The sequence below is a fragment of the Actinoplanes sp. NPDC051388 genome (genome assembly GCF_055586225.1).
In genome coordinates, this window is sequence record NZ_JBVJIP010000004.1 from 227,544 (window position 1) to 254,051 (window position 26,508).

Below are 26,508 nucleotides of genomic sequence, written 5' to 3' on the forward strand. Positions count from 1 at the left end.
GTGGTGGTCCAGCCGCTCCCCCGCGGCGGCACTGCATACGCTGTGCCGGTGCTGACCAGGGATGGATGGGGCCGCAACCAGAACTCGGCAGGGCATCTGCTGTGGCTGGTGCGCACCGGGCGCGCCCGGACGCGCGGCGAGTTGCAGAGCTACACCGGCCTGTCCCGCTCGACGATCACGCAGCGCATGGACGTGTTGCGCGCGGCCGGCTTCCTGCGGGCGAGCGGTGTCGAGGGGTCGACCGGCGGACGGCCCGCCGAGCTGCTGGAGTTGGACACCGCGCACGGCGTCGTGCTGGTGGCCGATCTCGGCGGCAACCACGTCCGGGCCGCGGTCGTGGATCTCGGCGGGCGGCTGCTGGCCGAGGAGCACGAGCCGATGAAGATCGCGGCCGGTCCGGAGGCGGTGCTGGCCTGGATCGACGCCGCGTTCCGGCGCGTGCTGGCCACGACCGGGTGGGACGCCGCCCAGGTGCGCGGCATCGGGGTCGGCGTGCCGGGCCCGGTCGAGTTCGACTCCGGCACGGTCGTCCAGCCGCCGATCATGCCCGGCTGGGACGGTTACCCCATCGCCGAGCGGCTGCGCCGCACCTGGCGCCGGCCGGTCTCCGTGGACAACGACGCCAATCTCATGGCGCTGGGCGAACAGGCGATCCATTACCCCGACTGCCCGGCGCTCGTCCTGGTGAAGGTGGCGACCGGCATCAGCGCCGGCGTGGTCATCGACGGTCAGGTCTACCGCGGCATCGACGGTGGCGCCGGCGACATCGGACACATCCGGCTGCACGACCACGGCGAGGCGCGATGCGAGTGCGGCCTCTACGGCTGTCTGGCCGCGGTGGCCAGCGGTCTCGCGCTGGCCCACCGGCTCACCGCCGCGGGCACGCCCACGTCGTCGGGCGCCGAGCTCGTCGAGCGGATCCGCTCGGGTCACGCGGAGGCGGTGCACCTGGCGCGGGAGGCGGGCAAGCGGGTCGGTGAGGTGCTGTCCACGGTGGTGTGCATGGTCAACCCCGCGGTCCTGATCATCGCCGGCGACCTGGCCGACATCCACTTCGTCACCGGCGTGCGCGAGGTGCTCTATCAGAACGCGCTGCCGCGCTCGACGCGCCACCTGGAGGTCGGTTCGAGCCGGCTGGGCGCCCGGTCGGCGGTGATCGGCGGGTACGCGATGGTCGTCGACCAGGTGTACGCCCCGGCCGCCGTGGACGCCGAACTGGCCCGGATGATGCCGGCCGCCGAATCGGTGTCTTGCTGACCGTTCCGTGCAGAATGCCGGTATGGAGTGGAATGCGCAGACGCCGGTCGACGTAGGGCTGGTCGGCGCCGGGCCGTGGGCCGCGACGATGCACGGGCCGGTGCTCGCCGCCGGCCCGCAGACCCGGCTCAGCGCCGTCTGGGCGCGCCGCCCCGACGCCGCCACGTGGCTCGCCGCACGACTGGGCACGCACGCCGCGCGCTCGTACGAGGAACTGCTCGATCGGTGTGAAGCCGTCGCGTTCGCGGTGCCGCCGGATGTCCAGGCCGCGCTGGCGCCGCGCGCCGCGCGGGCCGGCAAGGCTCTGCTGCTGGAGAAACCCCTCGCGCTCGACCTGACCGGCGCGCGTGCGCTCGCCGACGCGGTCGCCGAGCACGGCGTGGTCACCCAACTCGTGCTGACCAAGCGCTACCACCCCGGTACGCGCGCCTTCCTCGCCGCGGCGGCGACCTTCGACGCGACCGGCGCCCGCACGCAGTACCTGCACGGCGCCTTCCTGGGCGGCGCGATGGCGACCGGCTGGCGGCTCACCCGCGGCGCGCTGTACGACCTGGGCCCACATCTGCTGGACCTGGCCGACGCCGCGCTCGGGCCGATCGAGGAGTTGCGCGCCACCGGCGACAGCCGCCGCTGGATCGAACTGACCTGCCTGCACCGCGGCGGCGCGGTCAGCCAGATGTCGCTGTCCGGCGCCGTCGGGCCGGCCGCCTCCCGGGCCGGGATCGAGCTCTTCGGCCCGGCCGGAACGCTGGCGCTCGACTTCGGCACGATCGACCACGAGCAGTGCTGGCCGACGCTGCGTGCCGAGTTCGCCGCAGCCGTGCGCTCCGGCGTGCCGCACGCCCTGGACGTGCGCCGCGGGCTGATGCTGCAGGAACTGCTCGACCGCGTGTCCTGCGCGCACCAGCCGCGGTGAGCCTCAGCCCTTGTCGGCGCCCGCCGTCAGCCCCTCGGTGAGCAGGCGTTCGGCGGCGAAGAACAGGATGACGATGGGCAGGGTGAGCACGACGGAGCCGGCCATCAGCACGGTCTTGCTGACCTCGATGCCGCCGGAGAGTTGCGCCAGCCCGAGCGAGACCGTCCAGTCGTCGCGGTCCTCCACCAGGAACAGCAGCGCGAAGAGGAACTCGTTCCAGGCGATCATGAAGATGTAGAGCGCGTTGGCCATCACCGCCGGCGCGGCCAGCGGCAGCACCACCTTGCGCAGGGTCTGCAACCGGCTGTACCCGTCGACCGCCGCCGCCTCCTCGAGGCTCTCCGGGATGGTCGCCAGGTAGTTGCGCAGCATGTAGATCGACACCGGCACGGTCTGCGCGATGTAGACGATGGTCAACCCGCCCAGCGACCCGCGCAGCCCGAGCCGGGTGAACAGCACGAACAACGGGATCGCGAGCAGGATCGACGGGAACAGATACACCGCCAGGAAGAGGAAGTGCACCTGACGGCGCCCCACGAACCGCAGCCGGCTCACCGCGTACGCGCCGGGGATCGACACCAGCAGGGTGAGGATCGTGGCGGCCGCCGACACGATCGCCGAGTTCGCCAGGAAGCGCATGAAGCCCTGGCCGCCGTCGTCGGCCGAGGTGAGGACCTCCCGATAGGTGGTCAGTGTCCACTCGGACAGGCCGCCCCACAGCCGGCCGGGGTTCTGCAGCAGCTCGTCGATCGGGCGGACCGACAGCAGCACCATGTAAAGGAACGGGAACAGCGTGACCACCAGCAGGGTGGCGATGACCACCCAGCGCAGCACCCGGAACAGCCGGATCTCGAACGTCGCCCGATCCATCAGGTCTCCTCGACGCGGGGGGCCAGGAACCGCAGGTAGATCGCCAGCAACACGATCAGTCCGGCGGCGAGCACGAGCGCCTGGGCGGAGGCGGCGCCGACGTCGAAGCGGGCGGTCAGGTACTCGTACACCCGGACGCTGACCACCTCGGTGCCGGAGCCGCCGCCGGTGAGCAGGTACACGTCGTCGAACTTGTTGAAGGTCATGATGAACCGCAACACGGTGAGCAGCGCGATGACCGGGCCGAGCTGCGGCAGCAGGATGTGCCGGAAGCTCTGGCTGGGCGCCGCGCCGTCGACCAGCGCGGCCTCCTCCAGCTCGGCCGGGACGGCTTGCAGGCGGGCGAGCAGGAACAGGAAGGCGAACGGGAAATACCGCCAGGCCTCGAAGGCGATCACCGTGAACAGCGCCAGCGGGATGTCCACCTGCCAGCCGACGACCGACAGCGCGTACTCGCGCTGGCCGAGGAAGTCGATCGGCCGGTCCCAGCCGAAGAACCGCGCACCCCAGTCGTTGGCCAGGCCGAACTGAGGGCTGAGCAGGATCTCCCAGACGAAGGTGACGGACACGACCGGAGCCACGTACGGCAGCAGCACCGAGGCGCGCACGAACGTCCGGCCGCGGAACCGTCCGCGCAGCGCGAGCGCGGCCGCCAGGCCGAACAGAATGGACAGCACGGTGCTGCCGATGGTGTAGACCAGCGTGGTCCACAGCGACGACCAGAAGCCCGGCGAGCTCAGCACCGCCTCGATGTTGCGCATCGTGTAGTCGCCGAAGACGCCGGCTCGCCGGATGTTGATCAGCCGGATCCGCTGGAACGCCAGCATGATCGTCCACAGGATCGGCACCACGACGACGAACAGCACCACGATCAGCGTCGGCGACAGATATGCCAGCCCGGCGCGGTTCTCCCGCTGGCGCAGCGTGAGCGGCCGCCGTCCGCGCTCACGCTGCTTCGGCGCCGCCGCGTCGGGCGGCCGGGTCGCGACCATCACTCCAGCGACTTCTGGATGGCCCGCACGTCCTCGGCGGCCCGTTTCGCGGCGGCGGCCGCGTCGAGCTCACCGCCGGCGAGCGCGTTGACCGCCTTCGGCACGGGCAGTTCGCCGAGTGTCGCCCCGACCAGAGTGCCCTGTTTCTGCGGGAAGCCCCACCGCTGGAAGGTGTCCGGGCTCTTCTGCAGCGCGGCCAGGACGTCCGCCGGGTACACGTCGCTCAGCGGCTTCTTCGCGTCCACACCGGCCGGCAGGTCGTTCCAGGCGGTGGTGAACTTCGCCGCGTCGTCCTGGGTGCCCTTGCGCACCGGGAACTTCCCCTCGGGCGCGATGCCCAGCCAGTCCGGGTAGCCCTCGTTCATCATGTACGCCACGAACTTCTTCGCCGCGTCGGTGTTCTCGCCCTCCTTGGTGATGGCCCAGCTGGTGATCTCGCCGAACTGCGCGGGCTGGCCGCCGGGGCCGGCGATCGACGTCACCACGCCGCTGTTCTTGGCGAGGAAGGCCTTGTCGGACTTGCATTCCGGGCACGTGGGCGCGGCGTCGTTGCGCAGGCCGGCCATCTCGTCGAGCAGGAACGACGACCAGACCACCATCGCGGCCTTGCCGGAGAAGTAGGTGGCCCGCGTGGTGTCGACGTCCTGGGTGCCCGGCACGGAGTAGTTCTTGATCAGGTCGCCGTACAGCTCGAAGGTCTGCACGCACTGCGGCGAGTCGAGAGTGATGGTCTTGTTGTCGTCGACGAGCTGGCAGCCGTTGCCGAGCGCGAAGTTCTCGAAGGTCTGCGCGGTGAACGCGTCGTTGGGCACGGTCGACATGGTGATCCCGGCCGTCCCGCCGGTGTTCAGCTTCTGCGCGGCGGTGCGGATCTTGTCGTAGGTGTCCGGCGCCGGCAGCCCGGCCTTGTCGAAGAGGTCCTTGCGGTAGAACAGCAACTGCGCCCAGCCGTCGGACGGCACGGCGAGCTGTCTGCCGTCCTGGCTGCTCAGCTCGAGTGCCCGCGGCGAGAACGTGCCCGTCCCGAGCTGGTCGACCACGGCCTTGGCGGCCTCGTTGTCGAGCAGGTCGTTGCCGGCCATCTGGGCCACCGCCGCCAGCGGCAGCGCACCGACCACATCAGGCATGGTGCCCGCCGCCGCGGCCGAGGTGATCAGGCTGCTGAACTGGTTCTCGTCGGTCGCGACGATCTTCACCTTGGTGCCCGAGGCGGCGGTGAACTTGTCCGCGATCCGCTGCGTCGCCTGGATCCGGTCGGTCTGATTCTCCAGGCTCCACACGGTCAGCGTGCCGCCGCCGCCGTCCTCGGGATCGTCGTCGCCGCCGCATGCGGCCAGCGCGGTCACGGCGATCAGGCCGGTGACCAACAGCGCCGGTAGCGGCCGGAAATCGATCTTCATGAGATTTCCTCTCAGTGACACATCGATGAACACCGTCGCGCGATGGTTACCAGCGATCACATCAAGGTGACACGGAGTGGACAAGAACCAGCAGGTAACGATTGCTCCACTCGGGTGGGCCGGGTGGCCGGCGTCGGTGGGCCGGTCGGACGGTGTCGGCGAAAGACATCGACGGATTACGTTCTGTCGATAGTCCGATTACCGGTGTCGCCACGTCGTCGGCCGGCTCATCAGGGGGTCTCATGCAACGAATCAGGATCAGTCTGGCCGCGGTCGGCCTGCTCGGGGCGACGCTGGTCGCGGCCCCGGCGAGCCCGGTCGCCGCGGCTCCGGCGACGCAGGTGGCACAGTCCGTGGCGGAGTGCGCCACGGTCTCCAACGACCGCGTCCGCACCGGCAAGCAGGGATCCGATCCCAACGACCTCACCCGGGCCGAGGCGGCCCGGGCCGAGCAGCAGATGACCGCCAAGCTGCGGTCGAAAGGCCTGACCTGGGGCGCGAAGGTGCCCAAGCGCGGCGTCACGGTCGACGTGCGCGTGCACGTCATCACCCGCTCGGACGGCACGGGTGGAGTCACGCGCAAGCAGATCGCGGACCAGATCGCGGTGCTCAACGCCGCCTTCGGCAGCAAGACGATCTTCCAGTTCAGGACCAAGTCCATCGACTACACCAGGAACGACGACTGGTACGACTGGTCCGACCCGGACGTGGACCCGGCGGACGACCAGGAGGCCAAGGCGGCGCTGCACAGGGGCGGCTACGACGACCTGAACGTGTACGTCGCGGGGCTCTCCGACGGCCTGCTCGGCTACGCGTACTTCCCGAACGAGGCGACGCTGATCCAGGACGGCGTCGTGATCCTGAACGACAGCCTGCCCGGCGGTTCGGCGGCGCCGTACAACGAGGGCGACACGCTGACTCACGAGGTCGGCCACTGGTTCGGGCTCTACCACACCTTCGAGAACGGCTGCGCGGCTCCCGGCGACTCGGTGATCGACACGCCGTACCAGTTCGACGGCGAGAACATCTTCGAGTGCAACGAGTCCGACGACACGTGCCCGGCTCCCGGCCGCGACCCCGTGCACAACTTCATGAGCTACGGCGACGACCCGTGCCTGGACCGCTTCAGCCTGGGCCAGAGCGTCCGGATGGCGCTGATCTGGCTCGCCTACCGCGCCGGCTGATCGCGGGCCTCACTGGCCGGCCGCGCCAGCCCTGGAACGGGCTGGTCGTCCGGACGGTCACGCGCCGGCCGTGACGACCTCACGGCCACCGGTGACGGCGAGGGTCGTGGCGAGTTCGTGGTAGCGGTGGGCCACGGTGGACCACCGCACCGCCGGTTCGGCGTGACCGCCGCGTTTGCGCAGGGAGGCGGCCAGGGTGGGCTGGGTCAGAATGCGTTTGACGGCGGCGGCCAGGGCTCGCGGGTTCTTGTGCGGCACGAGCAGGCCGGGTCCGTCGGTGAGCAGTTCCACCGCGTGCGGGAAAGTGGTGGCGACGACCGGGATCCGTGCCGCGACCGCTTCGACGAGGACACCGGAGGTGACCTGCTCGGTGGAGTCGTAGGGCAGCACGACGACGTCGGCGGATCGGATGAGTGTTCCAAGCGCCGCATCGTCCAGGTAGGAGGACTCGTAGCGCACCCGGTGGGCGATGCCCAGAGCCGCGCCGAGCTGGTGCAGACCCGCCCGGTACGCCTCGCCGTGCAACTCCACGACTTTGGGGTGTGTCCGGCCGGCCACGGTGTAGACGGGCGCGGGGTCGAGGTTCTCCAGCCGGGCGAGGCCACGCAGCGCCCATTCGATGCCCTTGCCCGGTCCCAGCAGACCCCAGGTGAGCAGGTGCGGTTGAGGGTTCCGTTCGACCGGCGGGCCGGCATAGTCGAAGCTGCCGTGCGGGATCACCGAGATGTTCGCCCCGTCCACGGCGTAGTGGAGCAGCAGCCGGTCGCGCGCGGCCGAGGTGATGGTCACCACGGCACTGGAGGCAGACACGACCTGCTCGAGCACCGACTTCTGGCTCGGTGTCGGGTGGGCCAGCACGGTGTGCAGAACGGTGAGGCTCGGCACGGTGAGCCGGCGCAGCACCGACAGCACGTCGCGACCGTCGCGGCCGGGGTAGATGCCGTACTCGTGCTGGATGACGGCGACGTCGAAGGTGTTCAGGACGTCGGCGGCGGCACGCCAGCCGGCCGGTGTCTTGGCCATCCAGGTGAATGCCACGCCGGGCGCGGGTGCCGCTTCGTCGCCGTGCGCGGCCACCCGCACGACGCCACCCGGGTGGCCGGCCTCGCCGAGATGGGTGACGAGCGCGGAGTTGAAGGTCGCGAGGCCGCAGCGGGTCGGCGGGTGGGTGCTGAGAAATCCGTATCTGGTGGTCATCTGTGTGCCTTCCGGTTGTCGGCTCTCGACGGTTGAAGCGTCAACTGACTTAGACGGCTAAGCAGTCGGCGACCATCCCGTCCGCGCCGAGGAAGGTGCAGCGAAGCCGCAATGCTCTGTGAAGGCGACCAGACGGTCCCAAGGGCCGCAGGCGCGCGGCGGAGGCCGCCAGCCGGCATCCGGGTATGCGACCGGCCGGAGGAATGCGACCCTCACGCCGGATCAGCGGCTGCCAACTCGCTCGGGTCGAGGTGCAGCGTGGCGAGCAGTCCCCCGTGCTGCAGGGAGTCGATGTGTTCGGGCAGCTCCCGATCGACGAAATCGGCCCGGGCGTTCTGCCCACGCTCCCGGAGGATGCTGAGCACGAGGGCTTTCGAGATGATCATGGTCTGCTCTTTCAGGGTCGCGTCCGCCGGCTTTGGATCGGAGTCGCCGGGGTCCGGAGCGACAGCCGCCAGACTACGCCTGCTTCGAATCATCCCCGGCCGCGGCCAAGATCTGCCGGGAATCACATCACCGTCGCCCACACCACCTTGCCGTGGCGCGTCGGCACTGCGCCCCACGCGGTGGCGAGCAGGTGCACCAGCGGCAGGCCCCGGCCTCGCACCTCGAGTGGGGCCAGCGGGCCGGCGGGCCCCGGTTCGCGCAGGCATGGAAAGCCGCGGACGCGGTCATGAACCGCCAGGTGCAGGCGGGTGCCGCTGTGCGACACGGTGACGATGAAGTCGGTGCCGGCATGTATCACCGCGTTGGTGGCCAGCTCGGACACGATCAAGCAGGCGTCCTGGAGCAGATCCGGCCGGTTCCGCAGTCGACATGCCTGCGTGACGAGGGCGCGGGCGGCCGCGATGGATGCTGGACGAGGCTCCAGGCTGACCTGCAGTCGGTCGGCCCGCGACGTCCGGGCGGCGATCCCGATCCGCGCGTCGCGCACAGTGGCGAACACCCGTGGTTGCGGCCCTCGAAGTTTCTGCAGGCGCCGGCTCAACGCGGTTTCCGGCGAGCAGAACGTCATCTGCGTCGGCGTGTCCGCGAGCCTGGCCTCCCGCCACAGCGCCAGCCAGAACGGCAGGCTCGCCCCGTACGCGTCACCCAGATCGTGCAGATCGACAATGATCGATGGCGACGGCCCGGCCAGGCACAGGGGTAGTGCGGCGGACACCCGGGCGCTCACCTGAGGCGACCACTGGCCGTGCACGGCCATCTCGATGACCTCGATGCCCACGTCGGTCATGACGGTCGCCCCCACGCCGTGACGATCGATCACGGCGTCGATGAGATGCGGGGACTCCAACGGCCGCCGCTCGACAGCGGTCACCACGAACCGTCCGCGCGGACGGCGCGGACGACCCGTCGCCCGACGCAACAGTTCACTTCGGCCACAGCGGCTCCCGGGCACCTGGACAGAGTTGAGGAACTGCCGGGGTCTGGAGCAGCGGCGCCGGAACGAGCACGTGTCCCGACAAGGCGACGCTACATTAGCCGGGAGCGATGTGTCGGTAACCGTATCAGTGGCCGGCGCCGGCGGCCCGCTGGTCAGGTGGCGGACGGCTGGAGGGAGTCGAAGAAGGCGGACTTGCGCCGCTCGTACTCGCCGGGATCGTCGCGATGCCGCAGCTTGATGTCGTTGTAGGCCTCGACCAGGGCCGGCTCGGCGGCCAGCCTGGCCCAGGTGCGGGTGAACCGCAGGTCGTGCTCGGAGCCGGTTCCGCCAGCCGCACCCGCTCCCGCCGCAGAATCCCGCGGGCGGCATCCAGCAGGTCGTCGGAGGAGCGGAGTTCGGTCCTGCCTCAGTGTCGACGATCGCAGGCACTCATCACATCGGCTGACGGCCACGGCACGTCGCGTTGGCCACCGGCAACGGCACGGACGAGACTCGCCCCATGGACCTGACAGAACAAGCAGCGAAGAGCGCGCGGGTGGCGGCGGTGTTCGACCGGGTGGCCGACGTCTACGACAACGTGGGCGTTCCGTGGTTCACCCCCATCGCCCAGCACCTGGTACGCCTGGCGGCGCCGGCCAACGGTGAGCGGGTCCTCGACGCGGGATGCGGACGGGGTGCCGCCACCATCGCCCTGGCGCAGGCGGTGGGACCCGGCGGGCAGGTGACCGGCATCGATCTGTCCCCTCGCATGGTGCAGATGTGCGCGGCCGACGTCGCCGCCCTCGGCCTGTCGAACGTCGACGTCCAGGTCCTCGACGCCTCATCGCCGCCGCTGCCGGCCGCCACGTACGATCTCGTGGTTTCGTCCCTGGTCGTGTTCTTCCTGCCTGATCCGCTCGCCGCCCTCACCGCCTGGAAACACCTGCTCGTGCCGGGCGGCCGGCTGGCGATCTCGACCTTCGCCGGCCGCGATCAGGTGTGGGAGAAGGTCGACGCGACCTTCCGGCCCTACTTGCCGGCCGGGATGCTCGACGCCCGCACCTCCGGCGCCGCCGGGCCCTTCGCCAGCGACACCGGCGTCGAGGAACTGGTCGCGGCGGCCGGATTCACCGGCGTGCGGACGGCCCACGTCGATGTCGAGGTGAGCTTCGCCGACGTCGACGAGTGGCACACGTTCAGCCGATCACACGGCCAGCGGGCGATGTGGGACGCCATCGCGGACACCGAACACGACACCGTCAAGGCGATCGCCGGTGACCATCTCGAACAGGCCCGCGGCGCCGACGGCCGAATCCATCTGCACCAGCAGGTGCGCTGCACTCTGGCCGCGACTCGATAACCACACTTTCGGCGAAGCCTCTCTCACGGCTGCTGCGGAGACGGCGACGGCAGGCTGACCAGCACCCGCAGCCCGCCGCCGGGGCGCGGGCTGGCCTGCGCCTGACCGCCGTGCGCGGCGGCGATGGCGGCGACGATCGCCAGGCCGAGCCCGAAGCCGCCGTCGCCGGTCCGCTCGTGCAGACGCCGGAACGGCTCGAACATCGTGCCGATTCCCTCGGCGGCGACGAGCGGGCCGGTGTTGTCCACGGTCAGCGTCGCCCGAGCGCCGTCCGTGCTCGTGCTGATCCAGACGGCGCCGCCCGGGACGTTGTAACGAACCGCGTTGTCCAGCAGGTTGGCGGCAAGACGTTCGAGAAGGATCGGATCGCCGCGGGTCGGCGCGGGGGTCAGCGACGCGTGCAGCCGCGCCGTTCCCGGCGCCGGGCCGGCGGCGTCGATCGCGTCCTCGGCGACCGTGGCCAGGTCGACCATCTCCCGATCGGCCTCGCCCCGGTCGCTGCGGGCCAGGGTGAGCAGCGCTTCGATCAGGGCCTGGGCGTGACCGACGGCGGCACGGATGTCACGGCCCATCGCCAGCAACTCGCCCCGGGTGGGTTCGGGCTTGGCCAGCACCACGTCGACCGCGGTACGCATGACGGTCAGCGGCGTCCGCAACTCGTGCCCGGCGTTGGCGATGAACCGGCGCTGACCTTCGAACGCCGACTGCAGGCGATCGAGCATGTCGTCGAAGGTGTCGGCCAGCTCGCGCAGCTCATCGTGCGGGCCGGTGAGCGCCACCCGGGCCGTCAGGTGCTCGTCGGAGGCGTTCCGGGCCGCCTCGGTGATCCGGTGCACCGGCCGCAGCACCCGCCCGGCGACGACCCAGCCGGCTGCCGCGGCCAGCAGCGTGACGGCCACGAGGGTGCCTATGGAGTAGCGCAACAGCCGGTCGAGGGTCGCGTCGCGCTGGCTCGCGGCCCCCTCGATCACGCCTTCCTGGTAGGCCGCCTTGCACTTCTGCAGCAGGTTCGGCTCGGCGGCCGGGTCGCCGGTCGCCTTCGCGCAGGTCGCCGCGAAGCCCGCCGGGACGGACGGTTTCGCCCCGGCGCCGGTTTTCGAGCCGGCGTCGGGGAGGTTCGCGGCGAGCAGGCCATAGGTGATCGACACCAGGAGCACGCCGCCCGCGGCGAAGAGCCCGCTGTAGAGCAGGGTCAGCCGGACCCGGACGGTCAGCCGGGGCCGGATCGTGAACCGCCGGCCGTTCACAAGCGGTAGCCCCGCCCGACCACCGTCTGGATGAGAGGCGGCGGGCCGAGCTTGCGGCGCAGCCGGGTGAGCGTCACCGAGACGATGTTGCTGAACGGGTCGGCGTGCGCGTCCCAGACATGCTCCAGGAGCTCCTCGGCGCTGACCACGGCGCCGTCCGCGGCGGCCAGCATCTCGAGCACACCGAACTCCTTGCGGGTCAGCGACAGGGCCCGGCCGGCGCGGTTCGCCCGGTGGCGGGCGCGATCCACGGTCAGGTCGCCACGGCGGACCAGAGGCGGCGCCGAGGGCGCACGCCGCGCCAGGGCCCGCACGCGGGCGACGAGCTCCGGGAAGGCGAACGGCTTTCCCAGGTAGTCGTCGGCGCCCAGCTCCAGGCCGTCGACCCGGTCGTCGACCGACGTGGCCGCGGTCAGCAACAGGATCCGGGCGTCGGCGTCGCCCGCCAGGGACCGGCACACCTGGTCGCCGTGCAGCACCGGCAGGTCGCGGTCCAGCACGATCACGTCGTACGCGGTGTCCGCCGCGCCGGCCAGCGCGGCCGCGCCGTCGTGGACGACGTCGACCGCCATCCCGGCGTCGCGCAGCCCCTCGCCGATCCGAGAGGCCAACGTGACGTGGTCCTCGACCACCAGCACGCGCATGCCGACATTGTGCATCGCCGGACGTGACATCCGTCCGACATCGCGCGTAGCGCTGATGTCACCACCCACCGGCTAGACCTGTCGGCGACCGGTCCGGAATCCACGATTCGGGGGTTCGTGATGAAACGCTTGCTGGTGACCGCCGTGGCGCTGATCGCACTCGGCGCCTGCTCCGAAGACCCGCCCGCGCCGACCGTGCCGCAGCTCCCGAACACCGGCGCCAGCGCCGGCACCGGTAGCGGCACCGGCGATGACGAGAACCTCAACGCGGTCGGCGGCGACGGCAGCGCCGAACGACGGGCCCGGCTGCACGCCGCCGCGGACTGCATCAGGCAGCACGGGGCGCCGCGCTACCAGGACCCGCTGCTGACCGCGGAGGGGTACGTCTACACCGACGACGTGGCGCTGCGCGAGCTGGACGGGCCGGACCTGGACGCCATTCAGGCGGCCTGCCGCGACCTCATCCGGACGGCGGCCTTCTCGATGCGCGACCAGGGCCCGCCCCCGCCGCAGCTGATCCAGGCCGGGGTCAAGTCGGCGGAGTGCCTGCGCGCCAACGGGCTGCCGAACGTCAAGGACCCGACGGCCGATCAGCGTTTCTCGCCGGGCAAGGGGTTCGGCCTCGACCCCGACGGCGTGCCGGCCGGTGGCAAGCAGAACCCGGTCGTGCAGCGGGCCCTGAGCGCGTGCCGGGCGATCCTCGACGACGAGGCGCGGCTGTCGAGTCTGGGGAATCTCGGCAATGCGTAGGCGCGTGGTGCTGGGCGCGGCCGCTGTCGCGGCCGCCGGAGCCACCGGGACCGGCTGGTGGCTCCGGGAGACTCCGGCCGCTCCGGCCACGACCGCGGTGCCGACCGGGTCCGCGACCGTGACCCGCACCGATCTGTCGACCACGACCGCGGTGCCCGGGACGCTGGGGTACGCCGGCGCGTACGCGGTGCATTGGCCAGGTGCCGGCGGAACCGTGACCTGGCTGCCGCGCCCCGGCCAGACCATCCGCCGGGGCGAGCGGATCCTCGCCGTCGACAACCGGCCGGTCCGCCTCCTCTTCGGCGACCGACCGGCGTGGCGGTCGCTGGCAGCCGGCGTCACCGCCGGGCCGGACGTCCGCGCGTTCGAGCAGAACCTCGTCGCGCTGGGTCATGCCACCATCAGAAACCTGACCATCGACGGTACGTTCACCCGGGCCACCGCGGCCGCGGCACGCCGCTGGCAGCGGGCGACCCGCCAGCCGGTCACCGGCCGGATGGACCTCGGCCTGGTCACCTTTCAGCCGGGCCCGTTGCGGATCACCGCTCTCGGCGCCACGGTCGGCGGTCCGGCGGCCGGCGAGTCCGGTGGCCCGCTGGTCTCCGGCACCTCGCCCACCGTCGCGGTCACTCTCGCGGTGCCGGTGACCGAAAGCCATCTCGTCAAGCCCCGCGACGCGGTGACCGTCACGCTTCCCGACGGCGACACGGTGCCGGGCCGCGTGACCGAGGTGTCGACGGTGGCCTCAGCGCCCAGCGAGAACGACTTCGGCCGGGGCGATCAGCTGCCGTCCATCGCGGTGACCGTGACCCTCGGCCGGCAGCCGGCCGCGGCCGCCCTCGACCAGGCGCCGGTCCAGGTCAACGTGGTCACCGACGCCGCCACGGGGGTGCTCGCCGTGCCGATCACCGCGCTGGTCGCGCTCGCCGGCGGGGGCTACGGCGTCTACCTGCTGGACGGGAGCGCGCGCCGGCTGATCGGTGTCACCCCCGGCCTGTTCTCCGACACCCTGGTGCAGGTCGACGGAGCCGGTCTGCACGAGGGCGCGACGGTGGAGGTGCCGGTGTGACCACAATCGACGTACCCGCCCTCGAGTTGTCCGCCGTCCGCAAGATCTATCCCCGTCCGACACCGGTCACCGCACTGTCCGGCATCGATCTCGTCGTGCGGGCCGGCGAGGCGGTGGCCGTCACCGGCGCGTCCGGCGCCGGCAAGTCGACGTTGCTGGGCATCCTCGGCACGCTCGAGCGCCCCACCAGCGGCACCGTGCGAATCGCGGGCACCGACGTCTCGGCGCTGCCCGACGCGAAGCTGTCCGCTGTCCGAGCCCTTCGCCTCGGCTTCGTCTTCCAGCAGTTCTTCCTTCTCGAACACCTCAGCGTGCTCGACAACGTGGCGACCGGCCTGCTCTATCGAGGCCTGCCCGCACAGACTCGCCGTGCGCGCGCCGCCGACGCTCTGCGCGACGTGGGGCTCGCCGGCCGGATCGCGCATCGGGCCGGGCAACTCTCCGGCGGCGAGCGGCAGCGGGTCGCCGTGGCCCGCGCCATCGTCGGCCGACCGGCGGTGCTGCTGGCCGACGAGCCCACCGGCAGCCTGGACTCGGCCACCGGCGGCGGGATCATCGAGCTGCTCCGCGCGCTGGCCGGCACGACCACGGTCGTGCTGATCACGCACGACGCGGGCGTTGCCGCGGCCATGCGGCGGCGGGTGCACCTGCACGACGGCCGGATCGTCAGCGACACCGGTACACCCGCATGACCTCCCGGCTGCGCCTGCCGGACGCGATCGCCCTGGCCGTCAACGGCCTGCGCGCCCGCCGCGTCCGCTCGGCCCTGTCCGCTCTCGGCATCGCCATCGCGGTCGCGGCCGTGGTCGCGGTGCTCGGCATCGCCGAATCCGCCAAGGCCGACCTGATCACCAGACTCGGCGAGGAGGGAAACCTGCTGACCGTCGCATCCGGGCAGTCCGTCAACGGCCGCGAGGTGCCGCTGCCGGTCACCGCCGAGCCGATGATCCGGCGGATCCCACCGGTGCGCACGGTCACCGCGGTCGGCACGCTCCCCGGCATCGCCGTACGCCGCAGCGCCGCCATCCCGAAGGAGCAGACCGGCGGCATGAACGTGCTCGCCGCGCAGACCTCCCTCCCGCCGGCCGTGTCGGCGCGGGTGCTGCTCGGGCACTACCTCGACGCGACCGCGGAGCATTACCCGGAGACCGTTCTGGGCTACGAGGCCGCCAAGATCCTGGGCATCGGATCGCTGGACGACCCGACCCAGGTCCTCGTCGGCGATCACTACTTCACCGTGGTCGGGGTGCTCGCACCGGTCGCGGTGGCGCCGGAGATCGACGTGGCGGCCCTGATCAGCTTTCCGCAGGCGGCCGAGGTGTTCGGTCGCACCGGCGGCCCGAGCCGGATCTACCTGCGCGCCGACCCCGACCAGGTGGCCGCGGTGGCCTCCGTGCTCACCGCCACGACGGTGCCGGACGGGCAGGACGACGTGCAGGTGCGCCGGCCGTCCGACCTGCTGGTGGCCCGGATCGCGGCGAAGAGCGCGTTCGTCGGCCTGTTCCTCGGGCTGGGCGCGATCGCGCTGCTGATCGCCGGGGTCGGCATCGCCAACATCATGGTGATCTCGGTGCTGGAGCGGCGCGGCGAGATCGGGCTCCGCCGCGCGCTGGGCGCCCGCCGCCGGCACGTCGCAGCCCAGTTTCTGCTGGAGTCGACGCTGCTGGCGGCGATCGGCGGGCTGCTCGGAACGGGCCTGGGCGCCGCGGCGACCGCCGTCGCCGCCCGGCTCGGCGGCAACCCGGTGGTCATCCCGGCGGAGGGGCTGGCCGCCGGGCTCGCCGCGGCCCTCCTGATCGGCGCGCTCGCCGGCCTCTACCCGGCGGCGCGGGCAGCGCGCCTGTCACCGGTCGAGGCCCTGCGAACGCTGTGAAACGTCTCCGTCGCCGCTGAGCGCCTGCCTTGCCGGGCATGCCGGCCGGCCTAGCGGTCGATCGAGGCCATGTTGGCGTCGTCGTGGCGTGCTCCGACCGCCGGACGCAGCGCGTCGAGGCGTTCGAGTTGGCCGGAGGTGAGTTCGACGGCGTCCGCGGCGGTGTTCTCCTCGACCCGGGCCACCCGGCGGGTGCCGGGAATGGGAGCGACGTCGTCGCCACGGGTGAGGATCCAGGCGAGCGCTGTCTGCGCCGGGGTGGCGCCGATCTCGGCCCCGATGGCGGTGACCTCGTCGACGATGGCGAGATTGCGTTGGAAGTTCTCGCCGGTGAACCGCGGGTTGGTCTTACGCCAGTCGTCGTCGGCGAAGTCGTCGACCGTGCGGATCTGTCCGGTCAGCAGGCCGTGCCCGAGCGGTGAGTACGGCACGAAGCCGATGCCGAGTTCGCGCAGCAGCGGCAGGATCTCGGCCTCCACGTCACGGGTCCACAGCGAGTACTCGGTCTGCAGCGCGGTGACCGGCTGAACGGCGTGGGCGCGGCGGATCGTCTCCGCCGACGCCTCGGAGAGGCCGAAGTGCAACACCTTGCCCTGGGCGATGAGGTCGGCGACAGCGGCGGCGGTCTCCTCGATCGGGGTGTTGCGGTCGACGCGGTGCTGGTAATAGAGGTCGATGTGATCGGTGCCGAGCCGCTTGAGTGATCCCTCGACGGCGGCCGTCACGTTGGCGGCGCTGCTGTCGACGGCTCCCGGGCCACCGCCCGCGTGGGATACCAGTCCGAACTTCGTGGCGATCTGCACCTGGCCGCGGCGTCCCCTGATCGCCTCACCGACGATCTCCTCGCTGAGGAACGGTCCGTAGATCTCGGCCGTGTCGATGTGGGTCACCCCGAGATCCAGCGCGCGGTGGATGGTGCGGATCGATTCGGCGTTGTCCAGGCCGCCCTCGCTGGTGTAGGTGCCGGCCATGGTCATGGCTCCCAGGCCGATCCGGGAGACTTCCAGGCCGCCGAGGCGCGCGTTCTTCATTTCCCACTCCTGGTTCGGGCCGGTGAGGTGGGCATCCCGACGAACAACATTGTCGGCGATGTCCCGGTGCTGCAATCGCTTCCAGCAAACGCCTGTCCGCGGGGACGGAGAAGTTACTGCTGAAGGGTGTACTGCCAGCCCATCCCTCGATCCGGAGCTGATGTAGACCTCACGAATGCGAATCGGGACTCGGACGGCACAGCGGTGGGAGACGCCGACCGGGACGCCTTGATCATCTCCTGGCAGAGGGCACCGGCCTGGAGTGTCAGAGTCGCTTGCGGTCTCGGGGGCGGCGGAAACCGGACCTGCTGTAGTAGCGGACGACGTTTCCCTCGCCGTCGAACTCGCGGCTGTAGTGCTTGAGGAAGTCCCAGAGCAACGGCGACTCCTCGGGCATGGTGTTGTGCGAGCGGTAGAGGTTCTTGGTCAGTTTCAGCACCGGGATCCCGGTGTCGTCGTCGTGCCACGTCCAGGTGCGGAAACGGTCGTGCCATCCGCTGCGTTCGCCTCGTAGGCTATCCACATCGGACAATGTCAGATCGTCGACCCCCAGGTGATACCGGGCCCAGCTGTCGAGGGAATTCTGGGTGTCGTCCCACAGATCGCCCTCGAGGAAGGCCAGGTCGCCGTACCCGTAGATGTGGTAGTTGGGAATCATCCGGCCGGCGGCCGGGTGCTGCACGCCGTCGATGCCGACCGTGCCCGCCTCGTCCGGCGCGGCGGTGAACGACGTCGACGCGACCGCGGCGAAATACTCCGGGAAGGCGATCGCCAGATTCTGGGTCACCGCGCTGCCGGCGGACTGCCCGGTCGAGTAGAACCTGGCCGGGTCGACCGGATATTCGGCGCTCACCACCTCGCGCAGTTGCCGATAGAAGGCGAGCGAATCGCGGTGGCTGACCGAGACGGAGGTGTTGCTGTACTGCTCGCAGACGACGACCAGCACGCAGCCTTCGCGTTCCGCGACCTTCCACCATTGGGCGGCGTCGAAGAACACCTTGTCGGTCTGACTGTTGCCGGGCCAGACGAAGACGACCGGCGCCCGGTCACGCCAGAGCCGGCGGGCCGAGCGGGGAACGTGGACGAGGTATTCGCGGAGGAAGCCCTCGACTGTCATCGTGCGCACCTCGACGCCCAGCTCGGCCAGGTCGGCGCGTTCGAAGAGCTGGTTGCCGTAGGCGAAGAAGTTCTCGTACCGGGAGTACCGGGTGAGAAAATCGACGATCTGGCGGGTAGTGGTCCGGCTCTGGACGCCGGCCGGACGCGGCTGCACCGCGAGCTGGGCGATGGGCCCGGCGTACGAGGTCATCCACCGGTCCGAGCCGCGGCGCTGGGTGAACACGGCGCCGAGCGTCCGGTCGGCTCGAGCCCGATCGGCGGTGTCGTTGGCCCGCTTCCAGTAGGCGAGGCTGGCGCCGATCGAGCGGCGGTCCGGGTGGAGGTACCAGGTCGGCAGGACCGTCTCGTCGTACCTGATCAGGTCGAAGCCCGCGGGAAACTCGACCGGCGTGTAGGCGCCGTCGGTCTCACCGCCGAACTCGCGGGCCGCATAGGCGTCCAGGTAGTCCGCGCTCAGGCCGGGCGAGTCCACGTACGCCTGGGCGATGACCCGCAGCGGGTGCGCGACCGCCCACGCCTCCAGGGCGGCGGCGCCGGCGCCGAATCCGGCGAGGTAGTGCAGTCCGAAGATCGAGAAGTAGCGGTTGTTCTGATAGAAGGACATCGCCGCCTCGACGTAGGCCGCTTCGTCCGCCGCACTCCCCCAGCCGCCGGGGCCGGGCTCCAGGACGAACAGGCCTTCGTCCCGCTCGTCGGCGACGCCGGCCCAGCCCGCTCGTCGCAGGAATTCCGCGGTGTCGACACCGTCGGGGACGGCGATCACCGTGTAGTAGGACCGGATCGGCGTCTCGGGTGCGATGTAGACCTTCGCGCTCCGGATCACACCGGCGACGTCGAAGGACTTCGTCCAGTAGCCGGTCATCTCCCGCGGCAGCTTGTTGGCGCGGGTGTAGTCGTACGCCGGGAAGGGACGGCCGTCCAGAGGTCGCGGCGGGCCGAGTCCGTCGTGCGCACGCGCGGCCGGCGCGGAGACCGCCTGGTCCGCCAGGGTGGCCGCCGCCGCGACCGCGGCCGCGCCCTTGAGCAACCGACGTCGATCGATCGAGCTCATGACGATCATCCTTCCGCCTGGCGGATCAATACGTCCGCCAGGCGAACCTAACTTGCGCCCCATGGGGAGGCAATACCGCTGTGAAGACCTGCGGGTCTGCCACGCGGACGACAGATAACTAACTATCTGGTACGTTCGTAGCCTTCCCGTGGGAGGCGCAGATGACCCTCGACCGCGAATCGATGACTCACCATCCGGCGATCGCGACGGTCTGCCTGTCCGGCACTCTCGAAGACAAACTGGCGGCGGCCGCCGCGGCCCGCTTCCGCGGCGTCGAGATCTTCGCCAGTGACCTGGTCGCCTCCGCCTGGTCGCCGCAGCGGATCCGGCAGGAGTGCGCACGCCGGGCCCTGTCGATCGATGTCCTCCAGCCGTTCCGCGACTTCGAGGCCGTGCCGCCCGATGTGGTCACCGCCAACCTCCGCCGGGCGGAACGCACCTTCGACGTGCTCGAGGAGCTCGGCGCGACGACGCTGCTGGTCTGCTCGTCGGTGTCGCCCGACGCGGTCGACGACGACGACCTCGCGGCCGAGCAGCTGCACGAGCTGGCCACGCGCGCGCACCGGCGCGGATTGCGCGTCGCCTACGAAGCCCTGGCGTGGGGGCGGTTCGTCAACACGTACACCCACGCGTGGCGGATCGTCCGGCGGGCCGGCCACCCGGCGCTGGGGCTGTGCCTCGACAGCTTCCACATCCTGTCCCGCGGTGACGATCCGGCGGCGATCCGGGTGGTGCCCGGCGCCAAGATATTCCACCTGCAGCTCGCCGACGCGCCCCGGCGGAACATGGACGTGGTCGAGTGGAGCCGCCACCACCGCCTGTTCCCCGGCCTCGGCTCCTTCGACCTGACCGGTTTCGTCGGCCACGTGCTGGCGACCGGCTACGACGGGCCGCTGTCGCTCGAGGCGTTCAACGACGTGTACCGGCAGGCCGACCCCCGCTACGCCGCCATCGACGGCATGCGCTCACTGCTCGCACTGCAGGAGGCGGTCAGCGCATCCGCGCCGCCGCCGGTCCGGGACCGGGTCCGGCCCCTCGGTCTGCCGCCGCCGCCCCGGCTCGGCGGTCACGTCTTCACCGAGCTGGCGGTCGACCCGCGCTCCGGGCCGGTCGTGGCCCGCACCCTCGCCGCACTCGGCTTCGCCCACACCGGCCAGCACCGTTCGAAGCCGGTGGAGCTGTGGCAGCACGGCGATGCGCGAGTCCTGCTGAACTCCGCGCCGCACAGCGCGGTCGCCCCCGCGACGGCGGCGATCTGCGCGCTGGGACTGGAGAGCGCCGACCCGCACAGCTCGGTGCAGCGCGCCGAGCGTCTCCTCGCGCCCGTGCTGCCGCGCCTGCGTCAACCGGGGGAAGCCGAGCTGATGTCCGTCGCGGCCCCGGACGGGATCGCCGTCTTCCTGGTCGGCGCCGGCCCGGGCAGTGACAACTGGCTGCAGGACTTCGAGCCGACCGGCAACGCCGCGCCGGGCGACGGGCGGATCACCGGCACGGATCACGTCTCGCTGACCGACTCGGTCGACGATTTCGACGAGAGCACGCTCTTCTACCGGGCCGTGCTCGGCCTCCGGGCGGACGACACGACCGAGATCGCCGCGCCGTTCGGCCTGATCCGCAGTCGAGCCGCCTCGGACGCGGAGCATCTGGTCCGGATCGCCCTGAACACGGCGCCGCTGCGGCGCGGCGACTGGTCACCCGCCATCCCCAGCCCCCAGCACGTCGCGTTCCGCACCGACGACGCGATCGCGAGCGCCCGGGCCATGCAGGCACTCGGTGCGCCGGTCCTGAAGATCCCCGGCAACTACTACGCCGACCTCGACGCCCGGCTCGATCTGCCGCCGGAGCTGCTCGCGGCCCTGCGGGAGCACTCGATCCTCTACGACCGCGACGAGCACGGCAGTTATCTGCACTTCTACACCGAGATGCTCGGCTCCCGGGTCTTCTTCGCGGTGGTGCAACGCCTCGACGGCTACCTCGCCTACGGCGATCCGAGCAGCACCCCGGTCCGGATGGCCGCGCACCGGGCGCGCCGGCTGGTCGCCATGCGCGAGACTCCGGCGGCTCCCGGCGCCCAGGGGCACGATTACTCGCTGGCTCACCTGACCGCGCTGAGCCTTTCACCGCCGGAGCTTGTCGACGCGGCCGCCGACGCGGGCTACCGCTTCGTCGGCCTGCGGCTGACCCGGGTCACCCCCCAGGAGCCGCATTACCCGCTGGCGACGGACCCGGCTCTGATGCGGTCCACCAAGGCACGCTTGGCCGCGACCGGCATCGAAGTGCTCGACATCGAGCTGGCCCGGATGAGCCCGGACGAGAACCCGGACGACTTCCGGCGGTTCCTCGAGGCGGGCGCCGAGCTGGGCGCGCGACACGTCATCACGCAGCTGCCCGATCCGGACCGCGCGCGCAAGACCGAACGGTTCGCGCGGCTGTGTGAGCTGGCCCGGCCACTCGGCCTCACGGTCGACCTGGAGTTCCCCTCGTGGACGGAGACCCCCGATCTCCGCGAGGCGGTACGCGTGCTCCGAGGCGCCGACCAGCCCAACGCCGGCATCCTGGTCGATCTGCTGCACTTCGCCCGCTCCGGCTCCAGCGTGGCGGACCTCCGCCAGCTGCCCGCGCACTGGTTCCACTTCGCGCACGTGTGCGACGCGCCGCCGGGGGTGCCGGCCACCAACGCGGAGATCATCCACACCGCCCGCTTCGAGCGGCTGTTCCCGGGCGAGGGCGGCATCGACGTCCACGGCATCCTGGATGCCCTTCCGCCCGGACTGCCGTTCGCTCTGGAGATCCCGCGGGCCACGCTGGTCGCTCAGGTGGGCGCGAAGGAGCACGCGCGGCTGGCGATCACGGCGACCCGCGACTACCTGGAGGCCGCACGGCCGGCGGCCTCGACCACGGCGGCCTGATGCCGGCCGGGTGTGCCGCGCCGCGCGGTCGGCAGATGCGGCCGTCCACGGTTCGCTCGGTACCATTCAGCGGAGTGCGGGGAGAGTGCGTGAGGATGGAGGCGCCCATCAAACGGGAGGTTCCGGCCAAGCCGGCAGTGGAGTCAGCCGATCAGCAAGGTGTCCGCAGCGTGCAGCGAGCTCTGGACATCCTCGGGTTGCTGACCGCCGATCGGCCGGTCATCTCCATCCGGGAGATCGTCGAGGCGACCGGGCTGGCGAAGACCACCGTGCTCCGGATGGTCTCCACGCTCGAGCACAGCGGGCTGCTGTGGGCCACGCCGAGCGGATACACGGCCGGCCCCGGCCTCTGGCGCTGGGCCCATCTCGTGCAGCGCAGCTGGGAGCTGCCCCCGGAGACGCAGCGGTTCATGCGTGAGCTCGCCGCGCGCCGGCGCGAGACGGTCAACGTCTACGTCGCCCGGGACATCTATCGGGTCTGCATCGCGCAGCAGGAGGGGCCGCAACCACTGCGGCACGTGGTTCATGTCGGCGACGAGCTGCCCATGTGGGCCGGCGCGTCGGCCAAGATCCTGTTGCGCGACGCCTCCCCCGGCCTGTTGGAGCGCATCGCCGGCAGCTCGCCCTACGGCGCACGCCATGTGAAGCGTCTGCGCGAGTGGATCGACGAGGCTTCGGTGCAGGGCTTCGCCGAGAGTCACGGTGAGCGCGAGGCCGGCCTGTCGGCGGTCGCCACGCCGATTCTCGGCCGCTCCGGCGGCATCATCGCCGCGCTCGCGCTGAGCGGGCCCACGATCCGTTTCACCGAGGCCCGGGTGGCCGAGTTCGCCGCGGACCTCAAGCAGATCGCCCGCCAGATGTCCGAGCGCGGCTTCACCCATCCGTTCGGCGACGGCTGACCGTGAGCCGGCGCGGCCCCGGGTGGGGCCACGCCGGCGGAACCGCTAGTAGACCTCGACCTTGCCGGTGGAGCGCGGGCTCGCCGGATCGTTGAAGAAATACTCGCCGACGCGGCGGAAGGTGTACTGGAACGACTCCCCGGGGGCGAGCCGCACGTCGAAGAGGCCCTCGAAGAACTGCGTCACGCCGCGCTCGCCGGCGTTGCCGGGATGGTTGGTGAACGTCACCGTGGTGCCGGTCGGCACCCGCAGGTGGGTGGGTGCCATCCCGGCGACGGCGAACGACTCGGTGGCGCCGATCGTGCCGGTGGCCGGGTCATAGGTGCGGCCGATGACGACCGTGTTCGCCACCGCCGCGCCCTCGACCGGTCCGCCGGAGACCGGCCTGCGGATCACCGGAGGCGGCGGGGTCGGCGCCGGCCCGAGAGCACCGTCGATCTCGAACGCCCAGAGGAAGTCGCCGCGGGGCGCCGAGTTGCCGTACGGAATGCTGGTGCCGCCGGAGTAGACGGCCAGGTACTGCTTGCGGCCCACGCTGTACATGATCGGGCTGGAGCTGATCGCCGCGCCGGTCTGGAAACGCCACAGCTCGCGGCTGGTGCGGGCGTCCATGGCGAGCAGGTTGCCGTCCGGCTGCCCGATGAACAGCAGATCGCTCGCCGTGGTCAGGATGCCGTTGCCGTGGGCGAGCGAGTACGGCATCCGCCGCTTCCACCGGACCCGGTTGGTGCTCACGTCGACGGCGACGATCCCGCCGGTCTGGTATTCGCCCGGAGCGCGCAGCCCGTTGCTGCTCTCGGTCAGCGAGTGCGCGGCCGCGACGTACCCGTAGCCGGTGTAGACCAGTCCGGTGCGGTGGCTGAAGGACAGGTGTGACCAGTCCGCGCCGCCACCGTGGCCGGGGATGGACAGGATCGGCACGTCCCAGTGCGGGTCGTAGAGCGAGCCCTGCACATAGTTGGGCACGGCCCGGTTGGGATCACCCGGGACGGAGGTGCCCAGCGGCTGATCGACGACCCGCTGCTCGGTCCACCCGCCCTGCACCGGGAACGGCTGGGTCGGCCAGGTCTTCTGCCGCGGCTCCTGGGGCACCGGCCGCTCCACGACGCCCAGCGGCGCGATGCCGGTGGCGCGATCGAGGACGAAGAACATCCCGGACTTGCTGCCGTAGACGACCACCTTGTGCCTGCGCCCGCGGATGCGGACGTCGGCGAGCACCGGCGACATCACGTTGTCCATGTCCCAGATGTCGTGGTGGATCGACTGGAAGTGCCAGCGCCGCTCGCCGGTGCGCATGTCGAGCGCCACGATGGAGTTCGCGAAGAGGTTCTGCCCGCCGCGGGCCGAGCCGTCCTGCGAGGAGTTGTTGCCGCGGGCGTTGCCGAAGGTCCAATAGGTGAGGCCGAGCTCGGGGTCGACCGCCGGGTGGATCCACGGCGTGGCGCCGCCCTCCATCCAGGAGTCGCCCTCCCAGGTGTCGTTGCCGAACTCGCCCGGGCCGGGCGTCCCCCAGAAGTGCCACAGCACGTCACCGTTGCGCGCGTCCAGTGCCAGCGCGGCGCCGCGGGGGCCGTCGTTGGTGCCACAGAACAGCAGCCCGTCGTGGTAGACGACAGCGACCTTCTCGATGTTGCCGAATCCTTCGACCTGCCGCTCCCAGGCCACCTCGCCGGTCTGCTGGTGCAGCGCGATGACGTAGTTGTCGTTGGACTTGGTGAAGACGTAGCCGGCGCCGACCGCGACGCCGCGCCGGGTCAGAGCCCCGCGGACCTGCTCGTAGCGCCACCTGGTCTGACCGGTCACGCCGTCGACCGCGATGACGTTGCCGAGCGCCGACTCGATGTAGAGGACGCCGTCGACGGCCACCGCCGTGCTCTGGCTGTTGCCGGTGGCGAGGCCACCCTCGATGCGGTTGACCCAGGCTCCGCGGAGACGGCGGACGTTGCCCGGGTGGATGCGATCGAGAGAGGTGTAGTTCTGGTTGCCGAGGTTGCCGCCGACCTTCGGGAAGTCCCGGTCGCCCGGGGTGTCGAAGCGGGCGAGGTCGGCGGCCCCGGGTTCCGGCCCGCCGCCGTGGCCGCCGCCCGCCGCGGCCGGAGTCGCGATGGCCGGTGCCGCCGTCGCCGCCACCGCCGCCGCGCCGGCGCCTTTGAGCACGGTCCTTCGGTCGATGTGTGCCATGCGCTCACCTTCTCCGCCCGCATGCGCCAGAAACCACCATGCGGATCAGCTGAACCACTGTACGGACTCTCAGAAACGTACGGCCGGTCCCGCCAGGAGGCAATAGACGATTTCGAAACTGTTGCGGGCGCGGGAACAGGGCACCTATATTGACCGAACCTCCACTCGGTACGGTTGATCCGCCTGGTGGACCTTGACGACTGAGGAGCCACCCATGGCAGTGAGGCGCACGACCGTCCTCAGCGCGGCGCTCGGCGCCGTGCTCACCGCCGCCGTCCTGCTGGCCGGCACGTCCCTGCCGAGCTCGGCCGACCGCACCGCTCACGATCCGAAGGACAGCGGCGCGCAGAACCTCGGCGATCCCGACTACGGCGTCTGCCGCGGCACCGACCCGGACTGCTACCACGACTGGGGAAACTTCGACCCGGCCACCGACGGCTACCGGGTGCTGGTCTACAGCCGCACCGCGGGCCCCCGGCACGCCCATCTCGGCCCGGTGCTCCCACCCGGTCTCAACCCGCCGCTCGCCCCGGCCAACGCGGCCCAGAGCGCCCTGGTCAAACTCGGCGCCGACCACGGGTTCGGCGTCGACTGGACCGAGGACGTCACCCAGCTCTCCTCGCCGGCCCGGCTGTTCCGCTACAACGCGGTCATCTTCATGAGCACCACCCGGGACACACTCGACGATCCGGCGCAGACCGCGTTGCGCCAGTACATCCGCGGCGGCGGCGGATTCGTCGGCATCCACAACGCCTTCGGCACCGAGTACAACTGGGAGTGGTACGAGGGCCTGATCGGCGGCACCAACTACTACGACCACGGGAGCAACCAGCCGGGCGTGGTGCAGACGGTCAGCCGCCGCGACGCCTCCACGGCCGGCCTCCCGGCCCGGTGGGACTTCGCCGACGAGTGGTACAACCTCGTCCCGTTCCCCAGCAAGGTCCGCATCCTCGCCAAGGTCGACGAGTCCACCCTGGCCGAGGGCGCGACCGGCGGCAGCGGCCACCCCGGCCACGGGCGCAACCACCCGGTGTCCTGGTGTCAGTACTACGACGGCGGCCGCTCCTGGGCGACCACGCTGGGGCATTCGGTCGAGGCGTGGACGGAGGCGCCGACGGCGGGCGACGAGTACTTCCTGCGACACGTGCTCGGCGGCATCGAGTCCGCGATGGGGCGCAGTCCGTTCTGCCGATAGC

At 71.2% G+C, this 26,508-nt stretch carries 23 protein-coding genes; 11 read left to right on the plus strand and 12 right to left on the minus strand.

Features of this window, described 5'->3' with window-relative positions; genetic code table 11:
• Positions 1-48: 48 nt before the first annotated feature.
• Positions 49-1,257 (plus strand): ROK family protein, encoded by a 1,209-nt coding sequence (locus ACZ6TI_RS12810; RefSeq protein ID WP_465345185.1) that lies wholly within the window; start codon positions 49-51, stop codon positions 1,255-1,257.
• Positions 1,258-1,279: 22 nt separating this feature from the next.
• Positions 1,280-2,173 (plus strand): Gfo/Idh/MocA family protein, encoded by an 894-nt coding sequence (locus tag ACZ6TI_RS12815; RefSeq protein ID WP_465345186.1) that lies wholly within the window; start codon positions 1,280-1,282, stop codon positions 2,171-2,173.
• A gap of 3 nt (positions 2,174-2,176) precedes the next feature.
• On the opposite strand, the gene ACZ6TI_RS12820 is transcribed toward ACZ6TI_RS12815, so the two are convergent.
• From ACZ6TI_RS12820 to ACZ6TI_RS12830, 3 genes are read right to left on the minus strand one after another with little or no spacing between them, the layout of a single operon-like run.
• Positions 2,177-3,043 carry a carbohydrate ABC transporter permease gene (locus tag ACZ6TI_RS12820; protein WP_465345187.1) on the minus strand — a complete coding sequence of 289 codons (867 nt, stop codon included), beginning with the start codon at positions 3,041-3,043 and terminating at the stop codon, positions 2,177-2,179.
• Positions 3,043-4,035 (minus strand): carbohydrate ABC transporter permease, encoded by a 993-nt coding sequence (locus ACZ6TI_RS12825; protein ID WP_465345188.1) that lies wholly within the window; start codon positions 4,033-4,035, stop codon positions 3,043-3,045. Before ACZ6TI_RS12825 ends, ACZ6TI_RS12820 begins: the two co-directional genes overlap by 1 nt.
• Positions 4,035-5,435, minus strand: coding sequence for an ABC transporter substrate-binding protein (locus tag ACZ6TI_RS12830; RefSeq protein ID WP_465345189.1), 1,401 nt, complete (start codon positions 5,433-5,435; stop codon positions 4,035-4,037). The genes ACZ6TI_RS12825 and ACZ6TI_RS12830 overlap by 1 nt, the downstream gene beginning before the upstream one ends.
• Before the next feature lie 242 nt (positions 5,436-5,677).
• Between ACZ6TI_RS12830 and ACZ6TI_RS12835 the strand changes: the two genes are divergently transcribed.
• Complete coding sequence (locus ACZ6TI_RS12835; protein ID WP_465345190.1) at positions 5,678-6,619, plus strand: zinc metalloprotease; 942 nt, start codon at positions 5,678-5,680, stop codon at positions 6,617-6,619.
• 57 nt (positions 6,620-6,676) lie between these two features.
• Here ACZ6TI_RS12835 and ACZ6TI_RS12840 read toward each other — a convergent pair whose 3' ends face one another.
• The 4 genes from ACZ6TI_RS12840 to ACZ6TI_RS12855 form a co-directional block, all read right to left on the minus strand.
• Complete coding sequence (locus ACZ6TI_RS12840) at positions 6,677-7,816, minus strand: glycosyltransferase (RefSeq protein WP_465345191.1); 1,140 nt, start codon at positions 7,814-7,816, stop codon at positions 6,677-6,679.
• Positions 7,817-8,028: 212 nt separating this feature from the next.
• Positions 8,029-8,202 carry a hypothetical protein gene (locus tag ACZ6TI_RS12845; RefSeq protein WP_465345192.1) on the minus strand — a complete coding sequence of 58 codons (174 nt, stop codon included), beginning with the start codon at positions 8,200-8,202 and terminating at the stop codon, positions 8,029-8,031.
• A gap of 122 nt (positions 8,203-8,324) precedes the next feature.
• Positions 8,325-9,065 (minus strand): ATP-binding protein, encoded by a 741-nt coding sequence (locus ACZ6TI_RS12850; RefSeq protein WP_465345193.1) that lies wholly within the window; start codon positions 9,063-9,065, stop codon positions 8,325-8,327.
• A gap of 287 nt (positions 9,066-9,352) precedes the next feature.
• On the minus strand, positions 9,353-9,652 hold the full coding sequence (locus ACZ6TI_RS12855) for a hypothetical protein (protein WP_465345194.1): 300 nt from the start codon (positions 9,650-9,652) through the stop codon (positions 9,353-9,355).
• Between the two features lie 47 nt (positions 9,653-9,699).
• Between ACZ6TI_RS12855 and ACZ6TI_RS12860 the strand changes: the two genes are divergently transcribed.
• The gene (locus ACZ6TI_RS12860; RefSeq protein ID WP_465345195.1) at positions 9,700-10,539 is read left to right on the plus strand and encodes a class I SAM-dependent methyltransferase; all 840 of its coding nucleotides are present in this window, start codon (positions 9,700-9,702) and stop codon (positions 10,537-10,539) included.
• A 23-nt stretch (positions 10,540-10,562) separates the two neighbouring features.
• Here ACZ6TI_RS12860 and ACZ6TI_RS12865 read toward each other — a convergent pair whose 3' ends face one another.
• Positions 10,563-11,786 (minus strand): sensor histidine kinase, encoded by a 1,224-nt coding sequence (locus ACZ6TI_RS12865; RefSeq protein WP_465345196.1) that lies wholly within the window; start codon positions 11,784-11,786, stop codon positions 10,563-10,565.
• Positions 11,783-12,430 (minus strand): response regulator transcription factor, encoded by a 648-nt coding sequence (locus tag ACZ6TI_RS12870; protein ID WP_465345197.1) that lies wholly within the window; start codon positions 12,428-12,430, stop codon positions 11,783-11,785. Before ACZ6TI_RS12870 ends, ACZ6TI_RS12865 begins: the two co-directional genes overlap by 4 nt.
• Positions 12,431-12,550: 120 nt before the next feature.
• Here ACZ6TI_RS12870 and ACZ6TI_RS12875 point away from each other — a divergent pair, with 120 nt between their 5' ends.
• Genes ACZ6TI_RS12875 through ACZ6TI_RS12890 form a run of 4 tightly spaced genes read left to right on the plus strand, consistent with a single transcriptional unit; the run spans position 12,551 to position 16,122 of the window.
• Positions 12,551-13,180 carry a hypothetical protein gene (locus ACZ6TI_RS12875; RefSeq protein ID WP_465345198.1) on the plus strand — a complete coding sequence of 210 codons (630 nt, stop codon included), beginning with the start codon at positions 12,551-12,553 and terminating at the stop codon, positions 13,178-13,180.
• Positions 13,173-14,249, plus strand: a complete 1,077-nt coding sequence (locus tag ACZ6TI_RS12880; RefSeq protein ID WP_465345199.1) for a peptidoglycan-binding protein — start codon at positions 13,173-13,175, stop codon at positions 14,247-14,249. Before ACZ6TI_RS12875 ends, ACZ6TI_RS12880 begins: the two co-directional genes overlap by 8 nt.
• A gap of 5 nt (positions 14,250-14,254) precedes the next feature.
• A complete protein-coding gene (locus ACZ6TI_RS12885) occupies positions 14,255-14,941 on the plus strand; it encodes an ABC transporter ATP-binding protein (protein ID WP_465345449.1) in 687 nt (228 codons plus the stop codon).
• Positions 14,938-16,122 carry an ABC transporter permease gene (locus tag ACZ6TI_RS12890; RefSeq protein ID WP_465345200.1) on the plus strand — a complete coding sequence of 395 codons (1,185 nt, stop codon included), beginning with the start codon at positions 14,938-14,940 and terminating at the stop codon, positions 16,120-16,122. The genes ACZ6TI_RS12885 and ACZ6TI_RS12890 overlap by 4 nt, the downstream gene beginning before the upstream one ends.
• A gap of 50 nt (positions 16,123-16,172) precedes the next feature.
• Here ACZ6TI_RS12890 and ACZ6TI_RS12895 read toward each other — a convergent pair whose 3' ends face one another.
• Positions 16,173-17,153 carry an aldo/keto reductase gene (locus ACZ6TI_RS12895; RefSeq protein ID WP_465345201.1) on the minus strand — a complete coding sequence of 327 codons (981 nt, stop codon included), beginning with the start codon at positions 17,151-17,153 and terminating at the stop codon, positions 16,173-16,175.
• A gap of 265 nt (positions 17,154-17,418) precedes the next feature.
• Complete coding sequence (locus tag ACZ6TI_RS12900) at positions 17,419-19,323, minus strand: alpha/beta hydrolase family protein (RefSeq protein ID WP_465345202.1); 1,905 nt, start codon at positions 19,321-19,323, stop codon at positions 17,419-17,421.
• Positions 19,324-19,484: 161 nt separating this feature from the next.
• Between ACZ6TI_RS12900 and ACZ6TI_RS12905 the strand changes: the two genes are divergently transcribed.
• Together ACZ6TI_RS12905 and ACZ6TI_RS12910 are read left to right on the plus strand one after the other, a co-directional pair.
• Complete coding sequence (locus tag ACZ6TI_RS12905) at positions 19,485-22,232, plus strand: TIM barrel protein (protein WP_465345203.1); 2,748 nt, start codon at positions 19,485-19,487, stop codon at positions 22,230-22,232.
• A 170-nt stretch (positions 22,233-22,402) separates the two neighbouring features.
• Positions 22,403-23,131 (plus strand): IclR family transcriptional regulator, encoded by a 729-nt coding sequence (locus ACZ6TI_RS12910; RefSeq protein WP_465345204.1) that lies wholly within the window; start codon positions 22,403-22,405, stop codon positions 23,129-23,131.
• A gap of 45 nt (positions 23,132-23,176) precedes the next feature.
• Here the strand turns inward: ACZ6TI_RS12910 and ACZ6TI_RS12915 are convergent, their stop codons facing one another.
• On the minus strand, positions 23,177-25,312 hold the full coding sequence (locus tag ACZ6TI_RS12915) for an outer membrane protein assembly factor BamB family protein (protein ID WP_465345205.1): 2,136 nt from the start codon (positions 25,310-25,312) through the stop codon (positions 23,177-23,179).
• 214 nt (positions 25,313-25,526) lie between these two features.
• On the opposite strand from ACZ6TI_RS12915, the gene ACZ6TI_RS12920 reads away from it, so the two are divergent.
• A complete protein-coding gene (locus ACZ6TI_RS12920) occupies positions 25,527-26,507 on the plus strand; it encodes a ThuA domain-containing protein (protein ID WP_465345206.1) in 981 nt (326 codons plus the stop codon).
• Position 26,508 lies beyond the last annotated feature (1 nt).